The following is a 19,404-nucleotide window of genomic DNA, read 5'->3' as shown; positions in this document are numbered from 1 at the left end:
ACATGCGCACGCTTCTGATCGACAACTACGACTCGTTCACCTACAACCTCTTCCACCAACTCACCGAGGCGGGCGGCCGCGAACCGGAAGTCGTCCGCAACGACGATCCGCGCTGGAGCGCCCGGCTGCTGGCCGACTTCGACAACGTGGTCGTCTCACCCGGCCCGGGGACCCCCCTCGAAGCCCGAGACCTCGGCATCTCCCGCGAGATCCTCGCGACGACACGGCTTCCGGCGCTCGGCATCTGCCTGGGCCACCAGGCGATCGGCGCGCTCCACGGCGCCACGGTGGGGCGGGCGCCGGCCCCGCTGCACGGGCGGATCTCCCGCGTACGGCATGACGGGAAGGGGCTGTTCGCCGGGCTGCCGTCGCCGATGGAGGTCGTGCGCTACCACTCGCTGGCGGTGACCGACCTGCCGCCCGAGCTGGAGGCCACGGCCTGGACTGCGGACGGGATCCTGATGGGACTGCGCCACCGCACGCGGCCGATGTGGGGGGTGCAGTTCCACCCGGAGTCGATCTGCGCCGAGTACGGGGTGGACCTCCTGCGCAACTTCATGGACCTGAGCGCGCTCGCGGCCCGGCCGCCCCGCCGGATCGCCACGGCTCGTCCGCCGGCCCGGTCACAGGCGCGGTCACAGGCCCGGTCGCAGGCGCGGTCGGCCGGCGCCGGGGACGCCCCCGCCGCACCCGCACCCGCACCCGTACCCGCGCCCGCACCGGGCCCGTCCGCCGCGACGCGCCGACTGCGGGTGCTCACCCACGCGCTGCCCACCGGCTGGGACGCGGAGCGGGCCTACGACCTGCTCTTCCGGAGGAACCCGTACTCCTTCTGGCTCGACAGCAGCTGCCCGGACGCCACCGGCGGACGATTCTCGATCATGGGGGACGCCTCGGGTCCGCTGGCGCGGGTGGCCCGCGCCGACGTGTGGAGCGGCACGATCCGCGTGGACTCCGCCTCGGACACGGAGATCGTCTCGGGCCCTTTCCTGGACTGGCTCGACCAGGACCTGCGCGCGATCGACGCCGAAGTACCCGCCTTACCCTTCGACTTCGCCCTCGGCTGGACCGGATACCTCGGCTACGAACTGAAGTCCGAGTGCGGCGGTGAACTCGTCCACCGGTCCGAGGACCCCGACGCCGTGATGGTCTTCACCGATCGGGCCCTCGTCCTCGACCACCACACCGGCACCACCCACCTGCTCGCGCTCGCGGACGACGGCGTCGAGGGATCCGAGGCCACCGCGCGCCGCCGGCTCGCCGAACTGGCCGACCGGCTCGCCCACCTGCCGCCCGGCGCGGCGCCCGCCCCGGCCGGCGCGGTCCCGATGACCGGCGAGATCCGGCTGCGCCACGACCGCGCCTCCTACCTCGGGCTCATCGCCGCCGCCCACGAGGAGATCGCGGCCGGTGAGACGTACGAGGTCTGCCTCACCAACACGGCCGAGGTACGCGGCCGGCTCGACCCGTGGGCCGGCTACCTGCACCTGCGCCGCACCCACCCGGCCCCCTTCGGCGCCCTGCTCAGGTTCGGGGACCTGTCCGTGCTGAGCACCTCGCCCGAGCGGTTCCTGCGCATCGACCGGGACGGTCTGGTCGAGTCCAGGCCGATCAAGGGCACCCGCCCCCGGGGCGCCACGCCCGCCGAGGACGCGGCCCTGGTGGCTGACCTGCTGACCTGCGAGAAGGACCGCGCCGAGAATCTGATGATCGTGGACCTGGTCCGCAACGACCTCGGGCGCTGTGCCGAGCCGGGGTCCGTGGAGGCCACCGACATCTTCCGCGTCGAGAGCTTCGCCGGCGCCCACCAGCTCGTGAGCACCGTCCGGGCGCGCCTGCGCCGCGACAGCAGCGCGGTGCGGTGCGTACGGGCCGCCTTCCCCGGCGGCTCGATGACCGGCGCCCCCAAGGTGCGGACCATGGAGATCATCGACCGGTTGGAGGCCGGGCCGCGCGGGGTGTACTCCGGCGCCCTCGGGTACTTCTCGCTCTCCGGCGCCGCCGACCTGAGCATCGTCATCCGTACGGCCCTCGTCACCGAGGACAAGGTCCGCTACGGCACCGGAGGTGCGATCATCGCGCTCTCGGACGCGGCGGCGGAGTTCGAGGAGACCGCGGTCAAGGCGGGACCCCTGCTCTCGCTGACCACCGCCGCCTTCCCGGGGCGATCCGCCGTGCGCGACCGCCGCATGGAGGACGTCAGGACGTGAACGGCCAGGCCTGACGGAGGCGGGACAGCTCCGCCGCCTCCAGGTCCCGGGCGACGTCCCGCATACGGATGCCGAGCCCTTCGAGGGCCTCCACCGCGCGCCGGGCCTCCCCGTGGGCGTTCAGCAAGGTGTCACCGCGCAGCCCGCCGCGCGCGCCGGCCGCCTCCAGCACCTCCAAGGAGGCGGCCTGCGCGGTGTTCCAGCCGACCAACTCACCGACGTGCCACGGCCCGACCCCCGTCCAGACGAGTGACGGCGGCTCGGCCCCGGCGGCGCGCAGCACCCGCCACCAGTCACTGCTCAGCCGCTGCTCCCGCAGCCGGTGGAGCTGCCGGGCCAGCGCGACGGCGGCCGTACCCCGCAGGTCCGCCGCGGGTGCGGCGGGCGTCGGCGACTCCGGCAGCCGACGGTCGACCTCCGCGTCCAGGGCGCCCACGGGCACCGAGGCCGCGGCGGTGATCCGGCCGAGCGGCCGACCGGCCGCCAGGGCCCGCTCCATGCCGGTGAGATACGCGTCGAGGAACTCCTCGTACCGTTCCGTGCAGAAGACGAGGTCCGCGTCCACGCTGATGGACATCGCCAGGCAGTCCGCCATCGCGGACAGTCCGGCCGTCGTCGCCGGCACCCGGATCAGCAGATTGGGCCTCCCCACCGCACCACTCGTCGTACGGGCCGCCGCCACCAGGGCCGAAGCGTCGTACGCCGCGCGCGGATCCACCGGCACGGACACCCGGCCCTGCTGTCCCCCGCTCGCCGCGAAGGCGCCCCGCAGCACGTCGCAGGCCCGGCGCACGGCGGCCGGATCGGCGGCCGGCGCGACCGCGCCCCGTAGGAGCGCGGCGGCGCGGCAGGACGGCGAGGCGGGCACGATCTCCCGCGCATCCGCGGCGACCAGCCAGGGTGACACGCCCTCGGCCGCCAGCTGTTCCAACAGCTGGGCGGCGGGTTGGCTCAACATGCGCAGAGCGTAGGGCCCCCGCCGCGGCCCCGGCAGCTCGCGGCCGCGTCCTTGTCAGGTCGGCGGTCGCACGGCGCGAGGGCCGGCCATTTCTCGCCCGTTCCCGCCCTTTGCGGCCACGAACACCGCGACTTGACCAAGTGCGGTGCCACCTGACGAAGTGGCCCGGTCCTCCTGGTGAGCCCGGCACGGCGCTTCACAGACTCCTCGGCATCGCCATGTCGGCAGGTCCATCACTGGGAGAGACCACGTGCAAGAGATTGCAGTCTGGAAATCGCTGGCCGCAGGACAACAGCCGCAGTGGCCTGATCGGGCCGCCCTGCGCAAGGTCCGCGAAGAACTGTCGGACGCCCCCGCCCTGGTGAACGGCGCGGACGTACGAGCCCTGCGCGCCCTGCTCGCCGAAGCCGCCGCCGGCACCGTCCAGGTCGTCCAGAGCGGGGACTGCGCCGAGGACCCGGCCGAGGCCACACCCGGGCACGTGGCACGCAAGGCGGCACTGCTGGACATCCTCGCCGGCGTCATGAAGACCCGCTCGCACAAGCCCGTCCTGCGCGTGGGCCGCCTCGCCGGCCAGTTCGGCAAGCCGCGCTCCAGCGACACCGAGATCGTGGGCGGTCTCGAACTGCCCTCGTACCGCGGCCACATGGTCAACAGCCCGGAACCGGACCCGGTCCTGCGCCGCCCCGACCCCCAGCGGCTGCTCCTGGGCTACCGGGCGGCCGCCGACGTCATGGAGCTGCTCGGCCGAAGCGGCGAGCGGCGCCCCAGCGCGGCCGAGGCCCCGGTGTGGACCAGCCACGAGGCCCTGCTGCTCGACTACGAGGGCCCCCTGGTCCGCACCGAGCCCGACGGCTCGCTCCTGCTGACCTCGACGCACTGGCCGTGGATCGGCGAGCGCACCCGCGAGCTCGACGGCGCGCACGTCGCGTTCTTCGCCTCGCTCGCCAACCCGATCGCCACGAAGGTCGGCCCGAAGACCACCCCCGAGCAACTGCTCGCGCTGTGCGAACGACTCGACCCGGACCGGGACCCCGGCCGCCTCACCCTCATCTCCCGGATGGGCGCCGGGACGGCCGCCGAACGCCTGCCCGCCCTGGTGCGCGCCGTGCGGGACGCCGGATTCCCCGTGCTGTGGATGTGCGACCCGATGCACGGCAACACGGTCGGCGCGCCCGGCGGTTACAAGACCCGCTACATCGAGACCGTCGTCCGCGAGGTCGAGGAGTTCCAGAACGCGGTCTGCGACAACGGCGGCGTGGCGGCCGGGCTGCACCTGGAGACGACCCCGGACGCCGTCCGCGAATGCGTCGCGGACGCCTCCCGGGTCGGGGAGCTGGGAGAGAAGTACACCAGCTTCTGCGACCCCCGGCTCAACCCCGAGCAGGCGATCCAGGTCGCCTCCGCCTGGCGCGTCTGAAGAAGGGAGTTCAACGATCATGGAAGGAAAGACCGCTCTGGTCACCGGTGCGGCCGGCGGCATCGGAGAGGCCGTCGTCCGGGCGCTGGCCTCCAAGGGCGTACGGGTCGCGGCCGTCGACCGTGACGCCGAGCGGCTGCGCGCCTCGGTGAAGGCCGCGGCCGAGTCGGGGCACGACGTCACGGCCTTCCCCGCCGACGTCACCGTCAGCTCCGACGTCGACGCGGTGGTGGCCGAGGTCGAATCGGTCCTGGGACCGCTCGACTTCCTCGTCAACGCCGCCGGCGTGCTGCGCCTGGGCCAGGCGCGCGCCCTGACGGACGAGGAGTGGGCCACCACCTTCGCCGTCAACACCACCGGCGTCTTCTTCATGTCCCGCGCCGTCGTGAACCACATGGTGCCGCGTCGCAGCGGCGCCATCGTCACCGTGGCCTCCAACGCGGCGGGCACCGCCCGCGCGGAGATGTCCGCGTACGCCGCCTCCAAGGCGGCGGCGACCATGTTCACCAAGTGCCTCGGCCTGGAGGTGGCCGGATTCAACATCCGGGCCAATCTCGTCGCGCCGGGCTCCACGGACACCCCGATGCTGACGTCGATGTGGCAGGACAACGCCGGCGCGCAGGCCTCGATCGAGGGTTCGCCCGAGAAGTACCGGGTCGGCATCCCGCTGGGCAAACTGGCCCAGCCGCAGGACGTCGCCGACGCCGTGTGCTTCCTGCTCTCCGACCAGGCGTCCCACATCACCATGCACGACCTGACGGTGGACGGGGGTGCGGCGCTCGGTGTCTAGTTCCGACGAACCCCGCTTCATCCCCCAGGTCGGCGCCTACCCCATGCCGGCCGCGGGTGACCTGCCCACCGGCCCGGCGCGGTGGACGGTGGACCCGGCCCGCGCGGTCCTGCTCCTCCACGACATGCAGAAGTTCTTCCTGGCCCCCTTCCCGGCGGGCGAACAACCCGTCACCGATCTCGTGGCCAACTCCACGCGGCTGCGCGACCGCTGCGCGGCGCTCGGCATCCCCGTGGCCTACACCGCGCAGCCCGGCGGTATGACGCCGCGGCAGCGGGGCCTCCTGAAGGACTTCTGGGGGCCGGGCATGCGGCCGAGCCCGGAGCACCGGCAGGTCGTGGAGCCCCTGACGCCGGCCGACGGCGACTGGGTGTTCACCAAGTGGCGCTACAGCGCCTTCCACCGGACCGACCTGCTGGAGCGCATGCGCTCCGCCGGGCGCGACCAGCTGATCATCTGCGGCGTGTACGCACACGTCGGGGTGCTGATGACGGCCGTCGACGCCTTCAGTCACGACATCCAGCCCTTCCTGGTCGGCGACGCGGTCGCCGACTTCAGCGGGAACGACCAGCGGATGGCCCTGCAGTACGCGGCCGCCCGGTGCGCCGCCGTCGTCGCCACCAAGGGGCTCCTCGCCGACCTCGACGAGCCCGCCGCGGACACCAGGGGACGGGAGGAGCGATGAGCGAGGACCTGTTGGGCCGGGTACTGGGGGACCGGCCCCCCGCCTTCCTGCTCGTGCACCGACCCGAAACGGCCGGGCCCGACCACGCCGAGCTGTTCCTCGGCGACATGACCGAGGTCGCGGACCTGGCCGGCGTGACGCTCGCGGACCTCGCGGCCGACGGCACCGCGCGCCAGGACACCCTCGTCCTGATCCCGTACCGGCAGCTCGCCGAGCGCGGCTACGAGGCGCCCGACGACGGTACGCCGCTGCTCGCGATGACCATCGCCGAACGGTGCGAGCCGCCGCTGACCGAGGTGCTGACCCGCATCCCCGACGCCCCCGTGCACCTCGCGGAAGGGGGCGCCTTCGACACCGACGACGAGGCCTACGCGGCCATCGTCCGCCAGGTCGTCACGGACGAGATCGGCACCGGCGAAGGCGCGAACTTCGTCATCAAGCGCTCCTTCGTCGCCGACATCACGGACTACGGCGTCGGCTCCGCGCTGCGCTTCTTCCGCCGCCTGCTGGAACGGGAGAAGGGCGCCTACTGGACGTTCGTCGTGCACACCGGCGACCGGACGTTGGTCGGGGCCTCGCCCGAGCGGCACGTGAGCGTCGCCGACGGCCGGGCCGTCATGAACCCGATCAGCGGCACCTACCGCTATCCCGCCTCGGGTCCGACCCTCTCGGGGGTCCTGGACTTCCTCGCCGACGCCAAGGAGTCCGACGAGCTGTACATGGTCGTCGACGAGGAACTCAAGATGATGGCCCGGGTGTGCGAGACGGGCGGCCGGGTCACCGGCCCCCACCTCAAGGAGATGGCCCGGCTCGCGCACACCGAGTACTTCATCGAGGGCCGTACCTCCCTCGACCCGCGCGAGATCCTCCACCGGACGCTCTTCGCGCCGACCGTCACCGGCTCGCCGCTGGAGAGCGCCGGCAAGGTCGTGGCCCGCTACGAGCCCCAGGGCCGCGGCTACTACAGCGGCGTACTCGCCCTCATCGGACAGGACGGACGGGGCACGCGCACCCTGGACTCGGCGATCCTCATCCGCACCGCCGACATCGACGCCGGCGGCCGCATGCGGATCGGCGTGGGAGCCACCCTCGTACGTCACTCCGACCCGCTCTCCGAGGTCGCCGAGACCCGCGCCAAGGCCGCCGGCCTGCTGGCCGTGCTCGGCGACACCGGTCCCGCCCGGTTCGGCGACCACCCGGAGGTGCGCCGGGCCCTGGCCCGGCGCAACGAGAACATCTCCGGATTCTGGCTGGCGGACGAGGGCGCCCGGCGGCGGGCGGTGTCCGCGCTGGCGGGCCGCAAGGTGCTGGTGGTCGACGCCGAGGACACCTTCACGGCGATGATCGAACACCAACTCCGCGCCTTCGACGTCGAGGTGACGGTACGCCGGTTCGACGAGCCCCACACCTTCGACCCGTACGACCTCGTCGTCATGGGGCCCGGCCCCGGAGACCCGCAGGAAGCCGACCACCCCAAGATCGCGCACCTGCGCGGGGCCGTCGGGACCCTGCTGGCCGAGAGGCGGCCCTTCCTCGCCGTCTGCCTCAGCCACCAGGTGCTCAGCAGGAGGCTCGGCCTCGACCTGGTCCGCCGCGAACACCCCAACCAGGGCGTGCAACGCCGGATCGACCTCTTCGGGCGGGCCGAGCGGGTGGGCTTCTACAACACCTTCGCCGCGCACAGCTCCGACGACAAGGGCGAGAGCGACTTCGGGGTGTTCGAGATCAGCCGGGACCCGGAGAACGGCGAGGTCCACGCCCTGCGCGGGCCGGGCTTCCGCTCCCTGCAGTTCCACCCGGAATCGGTACTGACCGAGGACGGGCCGCGGATCGTCGGCGAGGCACTCGCCGGCCTGCTCGGGGAGGGGACACCGTGAAGGCCGCCGTCGTGTGGTGGGACCTGGCCGGCACCGGGCGGACCGTCGAGTCGATGCGCGCGTTCCTGCGCGACGAGGCCGTCGACCTGTTCGCCGGGGTCGAGGGCCTGCGCCTGAAGTTCTGGATCTCCGACCCGGCGACCGAGCGATGGGGCGCGGTCCTCCTGTGGGAGTCGGCCCGGGCCGCCGCCGCGCCGCTGCCCGCCCGCGCGGCCCAACTCATCGGGCGCCCGCCCGTGCAGCGCACCTTGTTCGACGTGGAGGCCACCGTGGAGGGCGTCTTCACCCTCCCCGGACTCTCCGGCCACGGCCTCGCGCTGGAACCCTCCGGCACCTGACGAAGTACCGCGACGCGACTGCCCCACCGACGGCGGCCCGTTGCAGGGTGTGGTGCGGCCCGCGCGGCCCCACCACACCCCCTCACCTTCCTTCCCCCGATCCCACCGAGGAGCCCTGAACAGCCGTGAGTACCCCACCGCAGAGCGAGACCGGACGCTTCGAATGGAGTGAGCTGGACCGCCGGACCGTGGACGTGGCGCGCGCACTGGCCGTCGACGCCGTCGAGGCCGCCGGGCACGGCCACCCGGGCACCGCGATGAGCCTCGCCCCGGCCGCGTACCTGCTCTTCCAGCGACTGCTGCGGCACGACCCCGCCGACCCGCGGTGGGCCGGGCGCGACCGGTTCGTCCTGTCCTGCGGCCACTCCAGCCTGACCCTCTACAACCAGCTCTACCTCAGCGGCTACGGCCTCGAACTCGACGACATCAAGGCCCTGCGCACCGCCGACAGCCTGACCCCCGCGCACCCCGAGTACGGGCACACCCCCGGCGTGGAGACCACGACCGGGCCGCTCGGCCAAGGGCTCGCCAACGGCGTCGGCATGGCCATGGCCGCCCGCCGCGAGCGCGGCCTGTTCGACCCCGACGCCGCCCCGGGGACGAGCCCCTTCGACCACACCGTGTGGGTCTTCGCCTCCGACGGCGACCTGGAGGAGGGCATCAGCCACGAGGCCAGCTCGCTGGCCGGCCACCAGAAGCTCGGCAACCTCGTCGTCCTCCACGACGACAACCACATCTCCATCGAGGACGACACACAGATCGCCCAGTCCGAGGACATCGCCGCCCGCTACCGGGCGTACGGCTGGCACGTGCAGCAGGTCGACTGGACCGCGACCGGCTCCTACGTGGAGGACGTCGAGGCCCTGCACACCGCCCTGACCGCCGCCCGCGCCGAGACCGACCGACCCTCGCTCGTCGCCCTGCGCACCGTCATCGGCTGGCCCTCGCCCGGCAAGCAGAACACGGGCAAGATCCACGGAGCGGCGCTCGGCGCCGCCGAGGCGGCCGCCACCAAGACCGCGCTCGGCCTGGACCCGGAGCAGAGCTTCCAGGTCCCGGCCGACGTGCTCGCGCACGCCCGCCGGGTCGGCGAGCGCGCCCGCGCCGCCCGCGCCGAGTGGGACAAGCGGGAGCGGGACTGGCGCGCCGCCCACCCCGGACGCGCCGCCGAGTTCGACCGCCTGTCCGCACGCGAACTCCCGCCCGGCTGGGAGGAGTCGCTGCCCGTCTTCGCCCCCGGAACCTCCGTCGCCACCCGCAAGGCCTCGGGCGAGGTCCTCTCCGCCCTGGCCGGGGTGCTGCCCGAGCTGTGGGGCGGCTCCGCCGACCTGGCGGAGAGCAACAACACCACGATGGCGGGCGAGCCCTCCTTCATCCCCGAGGAACTGTCCACCGAGGCCTTCACCGGCCACCGCTACGGCCGCACCCTGCACTTCGGCATCCGCGAGCACGCCATGGGCGCGATCCTCAACGGCATCGCCCTGCACGGCGGCACCCGCCCCTACGGCGGCACCTTCCTGGTCTTCTCCGACTACATGCGCCCCGCCGTACGGCTCGCCGCCATGATGAAGCTGCCCGTCACCTACGTCTGGACGCACGACTCGATCGGCCTCGGCGAGGACGGCCCCACCCACCAGCCCGTGGAACACCTCTGGGCCCTGCGCCTGATCCCCGGGCTGGACGTCGTACGCCCGGCCGACGCCAACGAGACCGCGGCGGTCTGGGCGGCGCTGCTGCGGCGCACCGACCGGCCCGCCGGCCTGTGCCTGTCCCGGCAGAACCTGCCCGTCCTGGACCGCTCCCCGGAGTCGGACATCGCGTCCGCGGCGGACGCCGCCCGCGGTGGCTACGTCCTCGCGGAGGCCACCGGCGGCGAGCCCGAAGTCCTCCTGCTGGCCACCGGCAGCGAGGTGCACATCGCCCTCGACGCCCGCCGCATCCTGCAGCGCGACGGCATCCCCACCCGCGTGGTGTCCCTGCCCTGCCTGGAGTGGTTCGCCGAGCAGAGCCAGGAGTACCGCGACCGGGTCCTGCCGCCGCGGACGCGGGCCCGGGTATCGGTGGAGGCCGGATCGGTCCTCGGCTGGTACGCCCTCGTCGGCGAGGCCGGCCACACGGTCGGCCTCGACCATTTCGGCGCCTCGGCCTCCGGCGCCGCCCTCTACGAGCGCTACGGACTGACCGCCGAGCGGGTGGCGGCCGCCGCCCGCGTGAGCGCGGCCCGGGCCGCCGGACGCTCATGAACGCGCTCACCACCCCGCTGATCGCCCGCGTCCCGGGATCCAAGAGCATCACCAACCGGGCCCTGCTGCTGGCCGCCGCCTCCGCCGGGGACACCCGGCTGAGCGCGCCGCTCATCAGCGAGGACACCCTCGCCTTCCGCACCGCGCTGACCGACCTCGGCATCCGGATCGCCGACGCCGACACCGGCTGGGACGTCCGGGGCGGCGGCCGCGGCCCCACCGTCGGCGCCACCACCGCCGTGGCGTGCGCCGACGCGGGCACCGCCGCCCGGTTCCTGCCCCCCTTCGCGGCCACCGGTCGGGGCGAGTTCGTCTTCGACGGCAGCGACCAACTGCGGGCCCGCCCGCTGCGCCCGCTGGTCGACGCCCTCGGCGCGCTCGGCGCCCGGGTGTCCTGCGGCCCGGCCGCGGCACTGCCCCTGACGGTCACCGCGGACGGCCTGGACGGCGGCGACCTCGACCTCGACTCCTCCTTCAGCAGCCAGTACCTCACCGGGCTGCTGATGGCGGCCCCACTGATGCGCCGGCCCCTGACCGTACGGGCGAAGGCCCTGGTCAGTCGCCCGTACATCGATATGACCCTGGCGCTCATGCGTCACTTCGGCGCCACCGCCGAGGACCACGGGGACGGCACGATCACCGTGCGACCCGGCGGCTACCGCGCGGCCGACCTGACCGTCGAACCGGACGCCTCCACCGCCTCGTACGTCCTCGCGGCCGCGGCCGTGACCGGGCGCAGCGTGACGGTACCGGGCCTGGGCGGCACCAGCCTCCAAGGCGACCTCGGCTTCGCCCACGTGCTGCGGCGCACCGGCGCGCACGTGGCGGTCACCGACACGGCAACCACGGTCACCGGCCGCCCGGACGGGGCCCTGACCGGCGGTTTCGCCGTCGACATGGGCGACATCTCGGACACCTTCATGACGCTGGCGGCCATCGCGCCCCTCGCCGACGCCCCGATCACCATCCACGGCATCGCGCACGCCCGGTTCAAGGAGTCCGACCGGATCGAGGCCGTCGCCCGCAACCTGGGCGCCCTCGGCATCCGTACCGAGCAGGGCCCGGACCGGATCACCATCCACCCCGGCGCGACCGGGCCCGCCGAGATCGCCTGCCACCGCGACCACCGGATCGCCATGGCCTTCTCCGTACTGGGGCTGCGCGCGGGCGGCATCACCCTCGACGACCCGTCCTGCGTCGGCAAGACCTTCCCCGGGTTCCACGCCGAACTGCGCCGGCTCTTCCCCGACCACACGACACCCCAAGGGATCTGAAGCACAGATGGCGAACATACTCATCGCCGGCGGCGGCATCGGCGGACTCGCCGCGGCACTCGGCATCGCCGGCCGCGGGCACCGGGTGACCGTCCTGGAGCGCCGGGACTCCTTCACCGAACTCGGCGCGGGCATCCAGCTCGGACCCAACGCCTTCCACGCGCTCGACCTGCTCGGCGTGGGCTCCCCGGTCCGCGCCCGGGCCGTCTACATCGACGAACTGCGCTTCATGGACGGCACCACCGGCGAGCGGGTCGCCTCCATGCCGCTGACCGGCGACTACCGCACCCGCTTCGGCAACCCGTACGCCGTCGTGCAGCGCTCCGACCTGTACGAGCCGCTGCTGGAGGGCTGCCGCGCCCACCCGCTGATCGAACTGCGCGGCAACAGCCAGGTCGTCTCCTACGAGCGGGGCCCCCAGGGCTCGGCCGAGGTGACCGCCGTCCTCGCCACCGGCGAGCGGCTCACCGGCGCCGCCCTGATCGGCGCCGACGGCATCCGCTCCGCGGTACGCCGCCAGATGGTCGGCGACGGGGACCCGCGGGTCTCCGGGCACACCATCTACCGCTCGGTGATCCCCATGGACCAGGTCGCCGAGGAGCTGCGGTGGAACACCGTCACCCTGTGGGCCGGCCCCAAGTGGCACTTCGTCCACTACCCGATCGGCGGCGGCGCCTACCTGAACCTGGCCGCGACCCGCGACGACGACGCGCGGGAGGTCGTCGTCGGCAGGCCGGCCGAGCGCGAGCACGTCCTGAACGAGTTCCCCGAGCTCGGCGAGACCGCGCGCCGCCTCCTCGAACTCGGCCGGGACTGGAAGTCCTGGGTGCTGTGCGACCGCGACCCCGTCGACGTGTGGACGGACGGGCGGGTGGCGCTCCTCGGCGACGCCGCGCACCCGATGCTCCAGTACGCGGCCCAAGGCGCCTGCCAGGCACTGGAGGACGCGGTGGTCGTCGCACAGCTGCTGGACGACTGCTCCGAGGACGACATCGTCCAGCGCCTGGAGAAGTACGGCGCGACGCGCCGTGAGCGCACGGCCGAGATCCAGCTGGTGGCCCGGGAGATGGGCCGTCGGCTCTACCATCCGGCCGGCCCGGACGCCGCCCGACGCAACGCCATGCTGTCGGGTCTGTCCGCCGAGGACATGCACGACAAGGTCGCCTGGCTGCACGGTGAGCGGCTCGCGTGACCAGGCTGCGACTGCTGTCCGCACGCGCACGACGCGGTGTGCTCGTGCGCCTGGACCACTTTCCCCGGCGCCCCGCCGGCCGTCAGGCCCGTGGCACCGGATCCATCTGAAGAACCCAGCAAGGGAGTTGTACCCGTCATGACCAATGTCGCCGTCATCTACTATTCCTCGACCGGCAACGTCCACACGATGGCGAAGGCCGCCGCAGAGTCCGCCGCGAAGGCCGGCGCCGCGGAGGTCCGCCTGCTGAAGGTCGCCGAACTCGCGCCCGCCGCGGTCGTCGAGAGCAACCCGGCGTGGGCGGCGCACGCCGCCGACACGGCGGACGTCCCCGAGGCGACCCTCGCCGACCTGGAATGGGCCGACGTCGTCCTCTTCGGCACCCCGACCCGTTACGGCCTGCCCGCGGCGCAGTTGAAGCAGTTCATCGACACCACCGGCGGCCTGTGGTTCCAGGGCAAGCTCGTGAACAAGGTCGTCTCCTCGTTCACCTCCACCTCGACCGCCCACGGCGGCCAGGAGAGCACGCTGCTGGCGCTGAACAACACCTTCTACCACTGGGGTTCGATCATCGTCGCGCCCGGTTTCGCCGACCCGGTGCAGTTCGACCCGGCCAACGGCAACCCGTACGGCGCGAGCAGCGTTTCGGGCAACAACCCGAACAACGTGGCCGAGGCGAACCTCGCCTCCGTCGAGTTCCAGGCCCGCCGGGCCGTGGAGATCGCCGCCGCGCTGAAGCGTGGTCTCGCGACCGTCTGACCGGTCCCACCACGTGGTGTCAGGGGACCGGGGCACACCGCCCCGGTCCCCTGACCCGTATCCCCACCCGAACCTTCCGCGGAGGACGGACATGAGCAAGAGACCCCGACCCCTGAGGTACGCGATCGCACTCGTCGCGGCCCTCACGGCGGTGACCGTGCCGGCGAGCGCGGCCGAAGGACCGGCCGTCGCCGGCGGCTACGACATCGTCTGGGACGACTTCCGCGCGGGCTTCTCCCACACCGGCGAGAACGCCAAGTGGTCCCTGAGCCCGACCGGCGCACTGCCCTACGGTGACGGCCGGCCGACCACCTCGGCGAGCGGCCTGACGGTCGTACCCACCGGCACCGACCCTGCCACCGGCCGACCCGCCTTCGCCTTCACCGGCGGCCAGGAGTCGGCGGGCGGCATCGGCGACGGGGACCACCTCAAGTGGTACGCCGTCGCCAACCACCGGGCCTCCACCGGCGTCACCGGCTTCGACGCGGTCCCCGGCCAGGTGCTGACCTGCCGCACCCAGCTCGCCTCGCGCACCACCGGCGCCGACCGCCATCCCTTCGGCACGGCGGTCACCGACGCCCAGGACGACCTGAGGCTCGGCGCAGGGGCCATGTCCGTCATCGACTTCGAGACGAACCTGGTCTTCGACTTCTTCGTCACCGACGAGCGCGTCCACGCCTTCTACGAACGGCTCCCCACGCCCGGCTCCACCTACGCGGCGTTCTCCTACGCCCTCCCGGTCGCCCCCCGGGACCCCGGCCGCCGGCACGACCTGGCCATCGCCTTCGACAGGGCGGCGGGCAAGGCCGTCTGGAAGGTCGACGGTCGCGAGGTCCTCGCCGTCGACGACCTCGGCCACGTCCCGGCCGACCGGAGCCACCTGATCCTCGACCACGGCGGGACCGAGGAGACCGTCTCGCCGCGCCAGCTGTCCTGCGGCATCGGCATGTTCACGCTGCTCGACGCGGCGGGCCCCGACGGCCGCGGCCTGGTCAGGCTCAGCGACCGATCCGACTACTACTACGACCCGGCCCGTGGCGCCCCACGCCCCGAGCGGTTCCTCGACGAGGCGAGCCGGCCCCACAACCGGCTGTGGGGGCAGGGCGTGAAGCTGCAGGTCGGCAAGGTCGCCATCGCCTCCCGGCCGGGAACGCTCCGACAGCCTCCCGCCCGACGACGCCGCGGGGGCGGCATCCGGCCCGACGGGCCCGATGCCGCCCCCGCGCGCGTTCGGCAGGATCCGGACGTCGCCCCCTACCGCGCCGGAGCCCGCCACTTCAGCAGCCCGGCCACCAAGGCCGCGAACAACGATCCCGCGACCGGGGCCAGTACGTAGACCCACAGCAGCCCGGTCGTGCCTGAGACCAGCGCGGGGCCGAACTGACGCGCCGGATTGGCGCCCCCACCGGTGAGCGGCCCGAGGAAGACGATCACGGCGGCGACACAGGCCCCCACCACCGCGGGCAGGTACTTCAGCAGATGCGGGCGCGTCCCGGCGAAGGCCGTGATCAGCATGATCACGGCCATGGCGGCGGCCTCCGCGGCGAACACCGCCCCGATGCTCCAGTCGGCGGCCGGCCGCAGCGCGGCGTCCCCGACCCGGGCGGCGGCCTCCCCCCACACCAGGCGCGCCAGAGCCACGCCGGCCACCGAGCCGGCCAGCTGCGCCACGACGAACGGCGCCACCACCCGGGCGGGCAGGACCCGCAGCAGCCACAGCCCGATGCTGACGGCCGGGTTCAGGTGGCCGGCGGTCTCCCGGCGCATGGACGGCCCGAGCACGAGCGCGACGATCACGCCGACCAGCAGCCCCATGGAAACGAGTTGGGCGGTCGGCGTCGGGAAGAGCGCCGCGAAGGGCGTGCCGGGTCCCGCCGTCCAACGGACGGCCGTGACCACGGTGAACAGCATGGCGGTGGACAGCGCGAACTCGTAGAGGGTGACCTCCAGGAGGCGCGGCACCCGCCTGCGCGCGCGCACGGACGGTCCTTCGGTCCGTGGACCGGTGTCGAGGGAAGTTCTGGTCATGATCGGAATGTGCGGCCCCGCCCCGGCCCCGGCAACGCCGGCCGCACCACTTCGTCAGGTGTCCCGACCTGAAGAAGTCCCGGTCACCTGACGAAGTGAACCGGCCCCGATGGACCGGCCTTCGGGCCGCCCGGCACATTCGTCGCAGTCGGCCAAGGACACCTGGCCCGGCCCCCTGAATCGAGAGGAACCGATCACCTATGTGCGGCCTTGCCGGATGGGTTGACTTCGAGCGCGATCTGACGGCGCACACCGAGACCGCGTCGGCCATGACGGGCACCATGGAGTGCCGCGGCCCGGACGCGGGTGGGCTGTGGACCTCGACCCACGCGATCCTCGGCCACCGTCGCCTGGCGATCATCGACCTTGAGGGCGGAAAGCAGCCCATGGTCGCCGACGCGGACGACCCCACCCAGCCGGTGATCACGTACACCGGCGAGGTGTACAACTTCCAGGAGCTGCGTGAAGAACTCCGCGGCCTGGGGCACGTGTTCCGCACCACCAGCGACACCGAGGTCGTGCTGCGCGCCTACGTCGAGTGGGGCGCCGGCTTCGCCGATCGCCTCAACGGCATCTACGCCTTCGCCATCTGGGACCCGCGCACCGAGGAACTCCTCCTCGTCCGCGACCGGATGGGCGTCAAGCCGCTCTACTACTACCCCACCGCCGCCGGTGTGCTCTTCGGCTCCGAGCCCAAGGCGATCCTGGCCCACGACGAGGCCGAGGCGGTCGTCGACGCCGAAGGCCTCAAGGAGATCTTCAGCATCGTCAAGACCCCCGGGCACGCCGTCTACCAGGGCATGTACGAGGTCAAGCCGGCCACGATCGTCCGCTTCACCCGCGAGGGCCGCGGCGAGGAGAAGTACTGGGAGCTCCAGGCCCGTCCGCACACCGACGACCTCGACACCACCATCGGCCACGTCCGCGAGCTGCTGGAGGACATCGTCGAGCGCCAGCTCGTCGCCGACGTCACCGTCGGCACCCTGCTCTCGGGCGGCCTGGACTCCAGCGCGGTGACCGCCCTCGCCGCCAAGGCCCTCACCAAGCAGGGCGTCGAACAGCCCATCCGCGCCTTCTCCGTGGACTTCGTCGGCCACGACGAGCGCTTCGAGGCCAACGTCCAGTGGGCTGACCCGGACACGCCGTTCGCCGTCGAGGTCGCCCAGCGGGTCGGCGCGGAGCACATCATCGTCGAACTCGACAACGAGGACATCCTCGACCCCGAGGTGCGCGGCACCGTCCTGCGCGCCCAGGACCTGCCGGTCTCCACCGGCGACATGGAGTACTCGCTCCTCGTCCTGTGCCGGGCGCTCAAGGAGCAGATGACCGTCGCGCTGTCCGGCGAGGCGGCGGACGAACTCTTCGGCGGTTACACCTGGTTCCACGACAAGGAGGCCGTCGAGTCGAACAGCTTCCCCTGGCACCACCCCTTCGAGAAGGCCGGCGGCATCGGCGCCCTCAGGACGGTCGGCCTGTGGGACAAGCTCGGCCTCACCGAGTACGTCAAGGGACGCTACGCCGAAGCCCTGGAGGAGGTGCCCCGCCTGGACGGCGAGAGCGGCCTCGAAGAGCGGATGCGCGAGGTCACGTACCTCAACCTGACCCGCTGGGAGAACTTCCTGCTGGACCGCAAGGACCGGATCAGCATGGCGGTCAGCCTGGAGGTGCGCGTCCCGTTCACCGACCACCGCCTCGTCGAGTACGTCTACAACACCCCCTGGGCGATGAAGACCTTCGACGGCCGGGAGAAGAGCCTGCTGCGCGCCTCCATGCGCGGCCTGCTGCCGGACTCGGTCCTCGACCGCAAGAAGAACCCGTACCCCTCCACCCAGGACCGCAGGTACGAACTGGCCCTGCGCGAGCAGGTCGAGGCCCTCCTCGTCGAAGGCGCCCCGGTGCTGCGGCTCGTCTCGGAGGCCGACATCCGCAAGCTGCTCGACGTGCCCGAGGGCTCCTACGGGGTCGGCGGCCCGTGGAGTGCCCGCGCCGTCCTGGAGTGCCTGATCGAGTTCGACGCCTGGGTCCGCGCGTACGGCGTCCGCGTCGAGCTCTGACCGGCGCGCGCCCGGCCGCCGTGCGGCGGCCGGGCCCGTACCCCGTACGCGGGAAGCGGTACCCGTGCAGAACCCGAAGGCCGTCAAGGACGTGAAGGACGTGAAGGACGTGAAGGAACGGACATGGTGAACGACACCACCGCCCCGACGGTGACCGTCTGGTCAGACATCGGCTGCCCCTGGGCGAGCCTCGCCCTGCACACCCTGCACGCCGCCGCCGAGCGGCGACAGGTCGCACTGGCCGTCGACCACCGGGCCTTCCCGCTGGAGCTGTTCAACCGGGAACCCACCCCCAAGTTCATCGTGGACCCGGAGGTCCAGGCGATCGCCGCCCACCGGCCCGAGCTCGGCTGGCGGCTGTGGAACGGCCCGGCGCACACCTACCCCGTGACCACGCTGCCCGCGCTGGAGGCGGTCCAGGCCGCCAAGGACCCCGCGATCGGCGGATTGCGCGGCAGCGACGAGCTGGACAGCGCCCTGCGCAGGGCCTTCTACGCCGACAGCAGGTGCATCAGCGTCCACGCGGTGATCCTCGACCTCGCCGAGAAGTGTGCGCACGTCGACGCGAAGGCCCTGGCCGCCGCGCTGGCCAGGGGCGGCGGCCGGGCCGAGGTCTACGAGCAGTGGGGCACGGCCGAGGGCCCGCAGATCCAGGGCAGCCCGCACTTCTTCGCGGCCGGCGGCTACGCCTCGCACAACCCCGGCGCCACCTTCACCTGGACCGGATCCCCCTACGAGGGCGGCCTCCCGCGCCTGGACGCCTACAGCACCGCCTGGGCCGATGAACTGCTCGACACCCTTCACCGAGATCAGTAGAGAAAGAGGAGCGCGATCCATGTCAGCACGATTCGCCGGAAGGGTCGCCCTGGTCGCGGGAGCCGGCGACGGCATCTGCCGGGCGGCGGCCGTCGCCTTCGCCCGGGAGGGCGCACGCGTCCTGGTGGCCGGGCCCGACCCGGAGGAACTGGCGGGCACGCTGAAGCTGATCCGCGACGCCGGAGGCGAGGCCCACAGCGTCGTGGCGGACCTGACGCGGGGCGGCTCGGCCGCCGCCGCGCGCATGGTGGACGCGGCCGTGGAGCGGTTCGGCGCGCTCGACATCGCCTTCAACAACGCGACCGTCACCGGGCCGAACAGCAACGTCGCCGACATCGCCGAGGACGTGTGGGCCGACACCCTCGCCGCCAACCTCACCGGGGTCTTCATGGCGATGAAGCACGAACTCGCGCACATGGAGTCCCACGGGCGCGGAGTGATCGTGAACACCGCCTGCAACATGGCGAACAGCGGCCGGCTGGTGGGCATGAGCGCCTACGCGGCGTCGAAGGCGGCACTGAGCGCCCTGACCCGTACCGCCGCGCACGAGTACATCGGCAAGGGCATCCGGATCAACGCGATCAGCCCCGGCCCGGCCCACGAGGCGGGGACCGACCACGCCGACGGGGCGACCGCCGAGGAGGTGGCCGAGACGGTCGTGTGGCTCTGCTCCGACGAGGCGTCCTTCGTCGTCGGCCACGACATGGTGCTCGACAAGAAGACCGTGGTCTGAGATCCCCCGACAAGGAGAAGTGAGAAA

The 19,404-nt window shown here is 72.9% G+C and carries 16 protein-coding genes; 14 read left to right on the top strand and 2 right to left on the bottom strand.

The genetic code is table 11. The annotated features are described in order from the left end of the window. The first annotated feature begins 2 nt into the window (after positions 1-2). Complete coding sequence (gene pabB, locus ACWG52_RS12030) at positions 3-2,210, top strand: aminodeoxychorismate synthase component I (protein ID WP_453128661.1); 2,208 nt, start codon at positions 3-5, stop codon at positions 2,208-2,210. Here the strand turns inward: pabB and ACWG52_RS12025 are convergent. Next, entirely contained in the window at positions 2,200-3,168 is a 969-nt protein-coding gene (locus ACWG52_RS12025) for a transaldolase family protein (protein WP_390138077.1), read from the bottom strand. The two genes, pabB and ACWG52_RS12025, sit on opposite strands and share 11 nt — an antisense overlap. 250 nt (positions 3,169-3,418) lie before the next feature. Here ACWG52_RS12025 and ACWG52_RS12020 point away from each other — a divergent pair, with 250 nt between their 5' ends. The 10 genes from ACWG52_RS12020 to ACWG52_RS11975 all read left to right on the top strand — a co-directional run bounded on the left by ACWG52_RS12020 (position 3,419) and on the right by ACWG52_RS11975 (position 15,082). Then, complete coding sequence (locus ACWG52_RS12020) at positions 3,419-4,588, top strand: 3-deoxy-7-phosphoheptulonate synthase (RefSeq protein WP_390138079.1); 1,170 nt, start codon at positions 3,419-3,421, stop codon at positions 4,586-4,588. Positions 4,589-4,607: 19 nt separating this feature from the next. Then, a complete protein-coding gene (locus ACWG52_RS12015) occupies positions 4,608-5,378 on the top strand; it encodes a 2,3-dihydro-2,3-dihydroxybenzoate dehydrogenase (RefSeq protein ID WP_390138081.1) in 771 nt (256 codons plus the stop codon). A gap of 43 nt (positions 5,379-5,421) precedes the next feature. Continuing rightward, the gene (locus ACWG52_RS12010) at positions 5,422-6,063 is read left to right on the top strand and encodes an isochorismatase family protein (protein WP_390138222.1); all 642 of its coding nucleotides are present in this window, start codon (positions 5,422-5,424) and stop codon (positions 6,061-6,063) included. Next, a complete protein-coding gene (locus ACWG52_RS12005; RefSeq protein WP_390138083.1) occupies positions 6,060-7,940 on the top strand; it encodes an anthranilate synthase family protein in 1,881 nt (626 codons plus the stop codon). The genes ACWG52_RS12010 and ACWG52_RS12005 overlap by 4 nt, the downstream gene beginning before the upstream one ends. Continuing rightward, entirely contained in the window at positions 7,937-8,278 is a 342-nt protein-coding gene (locus tag ACWG52_RS12000; protein WP_390138085.1) for a hypothetical protein, read from the top strand. Before ACWG52_RS12005 ends, ACWG52_RS12000 begins: the two co-directional genes overlap by 4 nt. 125 nt (positions 8,279-8,403) lie before the next feature. Next, positions 8,404-10,521 (top strand): transketolase, encoded by a 2,118-nt coding sequence (gene tkt / locus ACWG52_RS11995; RefSeq protein WP_390138087.1) that lies wholly within the window; start codon positions 8,404-8,406, stop codon positions 10,519-10,521. Beyond that, on the top strand, positions 10,518-11,795 hold the full coding sequence (aroA, locus tag ACWG52_RS11990; protein ID WP_390138089.1) for a 3-phosphoshikimate 1-carboxyvinyltransferase: 1,278 nt from the start codon (positions 10,518-10,520) through the stop codon (positions 11,793-11,795). The genes tkt and aroA overlap by 4 nt, the downstream gene beginning before the upstream one ends. A gap of 7 nt (positions 11,796-11,802) precedes the next feature. After that, the gene (locus ACWG52_RS11985) at positions 11,803-12,987 is read left to right on the top strand and encodes a 3-hydroxybenzoate 6-monooxygenase (RefSeq protein ID WP_390138090.1); all 1,185 of its coding nucleotides are present in this window, start codon (positions 11,803-11,805) and stop codon (positions 12,985-12,987) included. Positions 12,988-13,125: 138 nt separating this feature from the next. After that, the gene (wrbA, locus tag ACWG52_RS11980) at positions 13,126-13,746 is read left to right on the top strand and encodes an NAD(P)H:quinone oxidoreductase (protein WP_390138092.1); all 621 of its coding nucleotides are present in this window, start codon (positions 13,126-13,128) and stop codon (positions 13,744-13,746) included. 91 nt (positions 13,747-13,837) lie between these two features. Beyond that, positions 13,838-15,082 (top strand): DUF6081 family protein, encoded by a 1,245-nt coding sequence (locus ACWG52_RS11975; protein ID WP_453128657.1) that lies wholly within the window; start codon positions 13,838-13,840, stop codon positions 15,080-15,082. On the opposite strand, the gene ACWG52_RS11970 is transcribed toward ACWG52_RS11975, so the two are convergent. Continuing rightward, positions 15,001-15,774 (bottom strand): aquaporin, encoded by a 774-nt coding sequence (locus ACWG52_RS11970; protein ID WP_390166312.1) that lies wholly within the window; start codon positions 15,772-15,774, stop codon positions 15,001-15,003. The two genes, ACWG52_RS11975 and ACWG52_RS11970, sit on opposite strands and share 82 nt — an antisense overlap. Before the next feature lie 200 nt (positions 15,775-15,974). Here ACWG52_RS11970 and asnB point away from each other — a divergent pair, with 200 nt between their 5' ends. The 3 genes from asnB to ACWG52_RS11955 all read left to right on the top strand — a co-directional run bounded on the left by asnB (position 15,975) and on the right by ACWG52_RS11955 (position 19,377). Continuing rightward, positions 15,975-17,828 carry an asparagine synthase (glutamine-hydrolyzing) gene (gene asnB / locus ACWG52_RS11965; protein ID WP_453128655.1) on the top strand — a complete coding sequence of 618 codons (1,854 nt, stop codon included), beginning with the start codon at positions 15,975-15,977 and terminating at the stop codon, positions 17,826-17,828. Positions 17,829-17,951: 123 nt separating this feature from the next. Continuing rightward, positions 17,952-18,644 (top strand): DsbA family oxidoreductase, encoded by a 693-nt coding sequence (locus ACWG52_RS11960; RefSeq protein WP_390166314.1) that lies wholly within the window; start codon positions 17,952-17,954, stop codon positions 18,642-18,644. Between the two features lie 19 nt (positions 18,645-18,663). After that, the gene (locus tag ACWG52_RS11955; protein ID WP_033218985.1) at positions 18,664-19,377 is read left to right on the top strand and encodes an SDR family oxidoreductase; all 714 of its coding nucleotides are present in this window, start codon (positions 18,664-18,666) and stop codon (positions 19,375-19,377) included. The last annotated feature ends 27 nt before the right edge of the window (positions 19,378-19,404 follow it).

The organism is Streptomyces sp. CLCI03 (genome assembly GCF_053615355.1).
This window is presented reverse-complemented; position numbering and strand designations above follow the sequence as displayed.

Excerpts from the sequence above, each read along its gene's own strand:
- pabB (WP_453128661.1), top strand. The coding sequence starts at position 3 with ATGCGCACGCTTCTGATCGACAACTACGACTCGTTCACCTACAACCTC.
- ACWG52_RS12025 (WP_390138077.1), bottom strand. The coding sequence starts at position 3,168 with ATGTTGAGCCAACCCGCCGCCCAGCTGTTGGAACAGCTGGCGGCCGAG.
- ACWG52_RS12015 (WP_390138081.1), top strand. The coding sequence starts at position 4,608 with ATGGAAGGAAAGACCGCTCTGGTCACCGGTGCGGCCGGCGGCATCGGA.
- ACWG52_RS12010 (WP_390138222.1), top strand. The coding sequence starts at position 5,422 with ATGCCGGCCGCGGGTGACCTGCCCACCGGCCCGGCGCGGTGGACGGTG.
- ACWG52_RS12005 (WP_390138083.1), top strand. The coding sequence starts at position 6,060 with ATGAGCGAGGACCTGTTGGGCCGGGTACTGGGGGACCGGCCCCCCGCC.
- aroA (WP_390138089.1), top strand. The coding sequence starts at position 10,518 with ATGAACGCGCTCACCACCCCGCTGATCGCCCGCGTCCCGGGATCCAAG.
- ACWG52_RS11985 (WP_390138090.1), top strand. The coding sequence starts at position 11,803 with ATGGCGAACATACTCATCGCCGGCGGCGGCATCGGCGGACTCGCCGCG.
- wrbA (WP_390138092.1), top strand. The coding sequence starts at position 13,126 with ATGACCAATGTCGCCGTCATCTACTATTCCTCGACCGGCAACGTCCAC.
- ACWG52_RS11975 (WP_453128657.1), top strand. The coding sequence starts at position 13,838 with ATGAGCAAGAGACCCCGACCCCTGAGGTACGCGATCGCACTCGTCGCG.
- ACWG52_RS11970 (WP_390166312.1), bottom strand. The coding sequence starts at position 15,774 with ATGACCAGAACTTCCCTCGACACCGGTCCACGGACCGAAGGACCGTCC.
- asnB (WP_453128655.1), top strand. The coding sequence starts at position 15,975 with ATGTGCGGCCTTGCCGGATGGGTTGACTTCGAGCGCGATCTGACGGCG.
- ACWG52_RS11960 (WP_390166314.1), top strand. The coding sequence starts at position 17,952 with ATGGTGAACGACACCACCGCCCCGACGGTGACCGTCTGGTCAGACATC.
- ACWG52_RS11955 (WP_033218985.1), top strand. The coding sequence starts at position 18,664 with ATGTCAGCACGATTCGCCGGAAGGGTCGCCCTGGTCGCGGGAGCCGGC.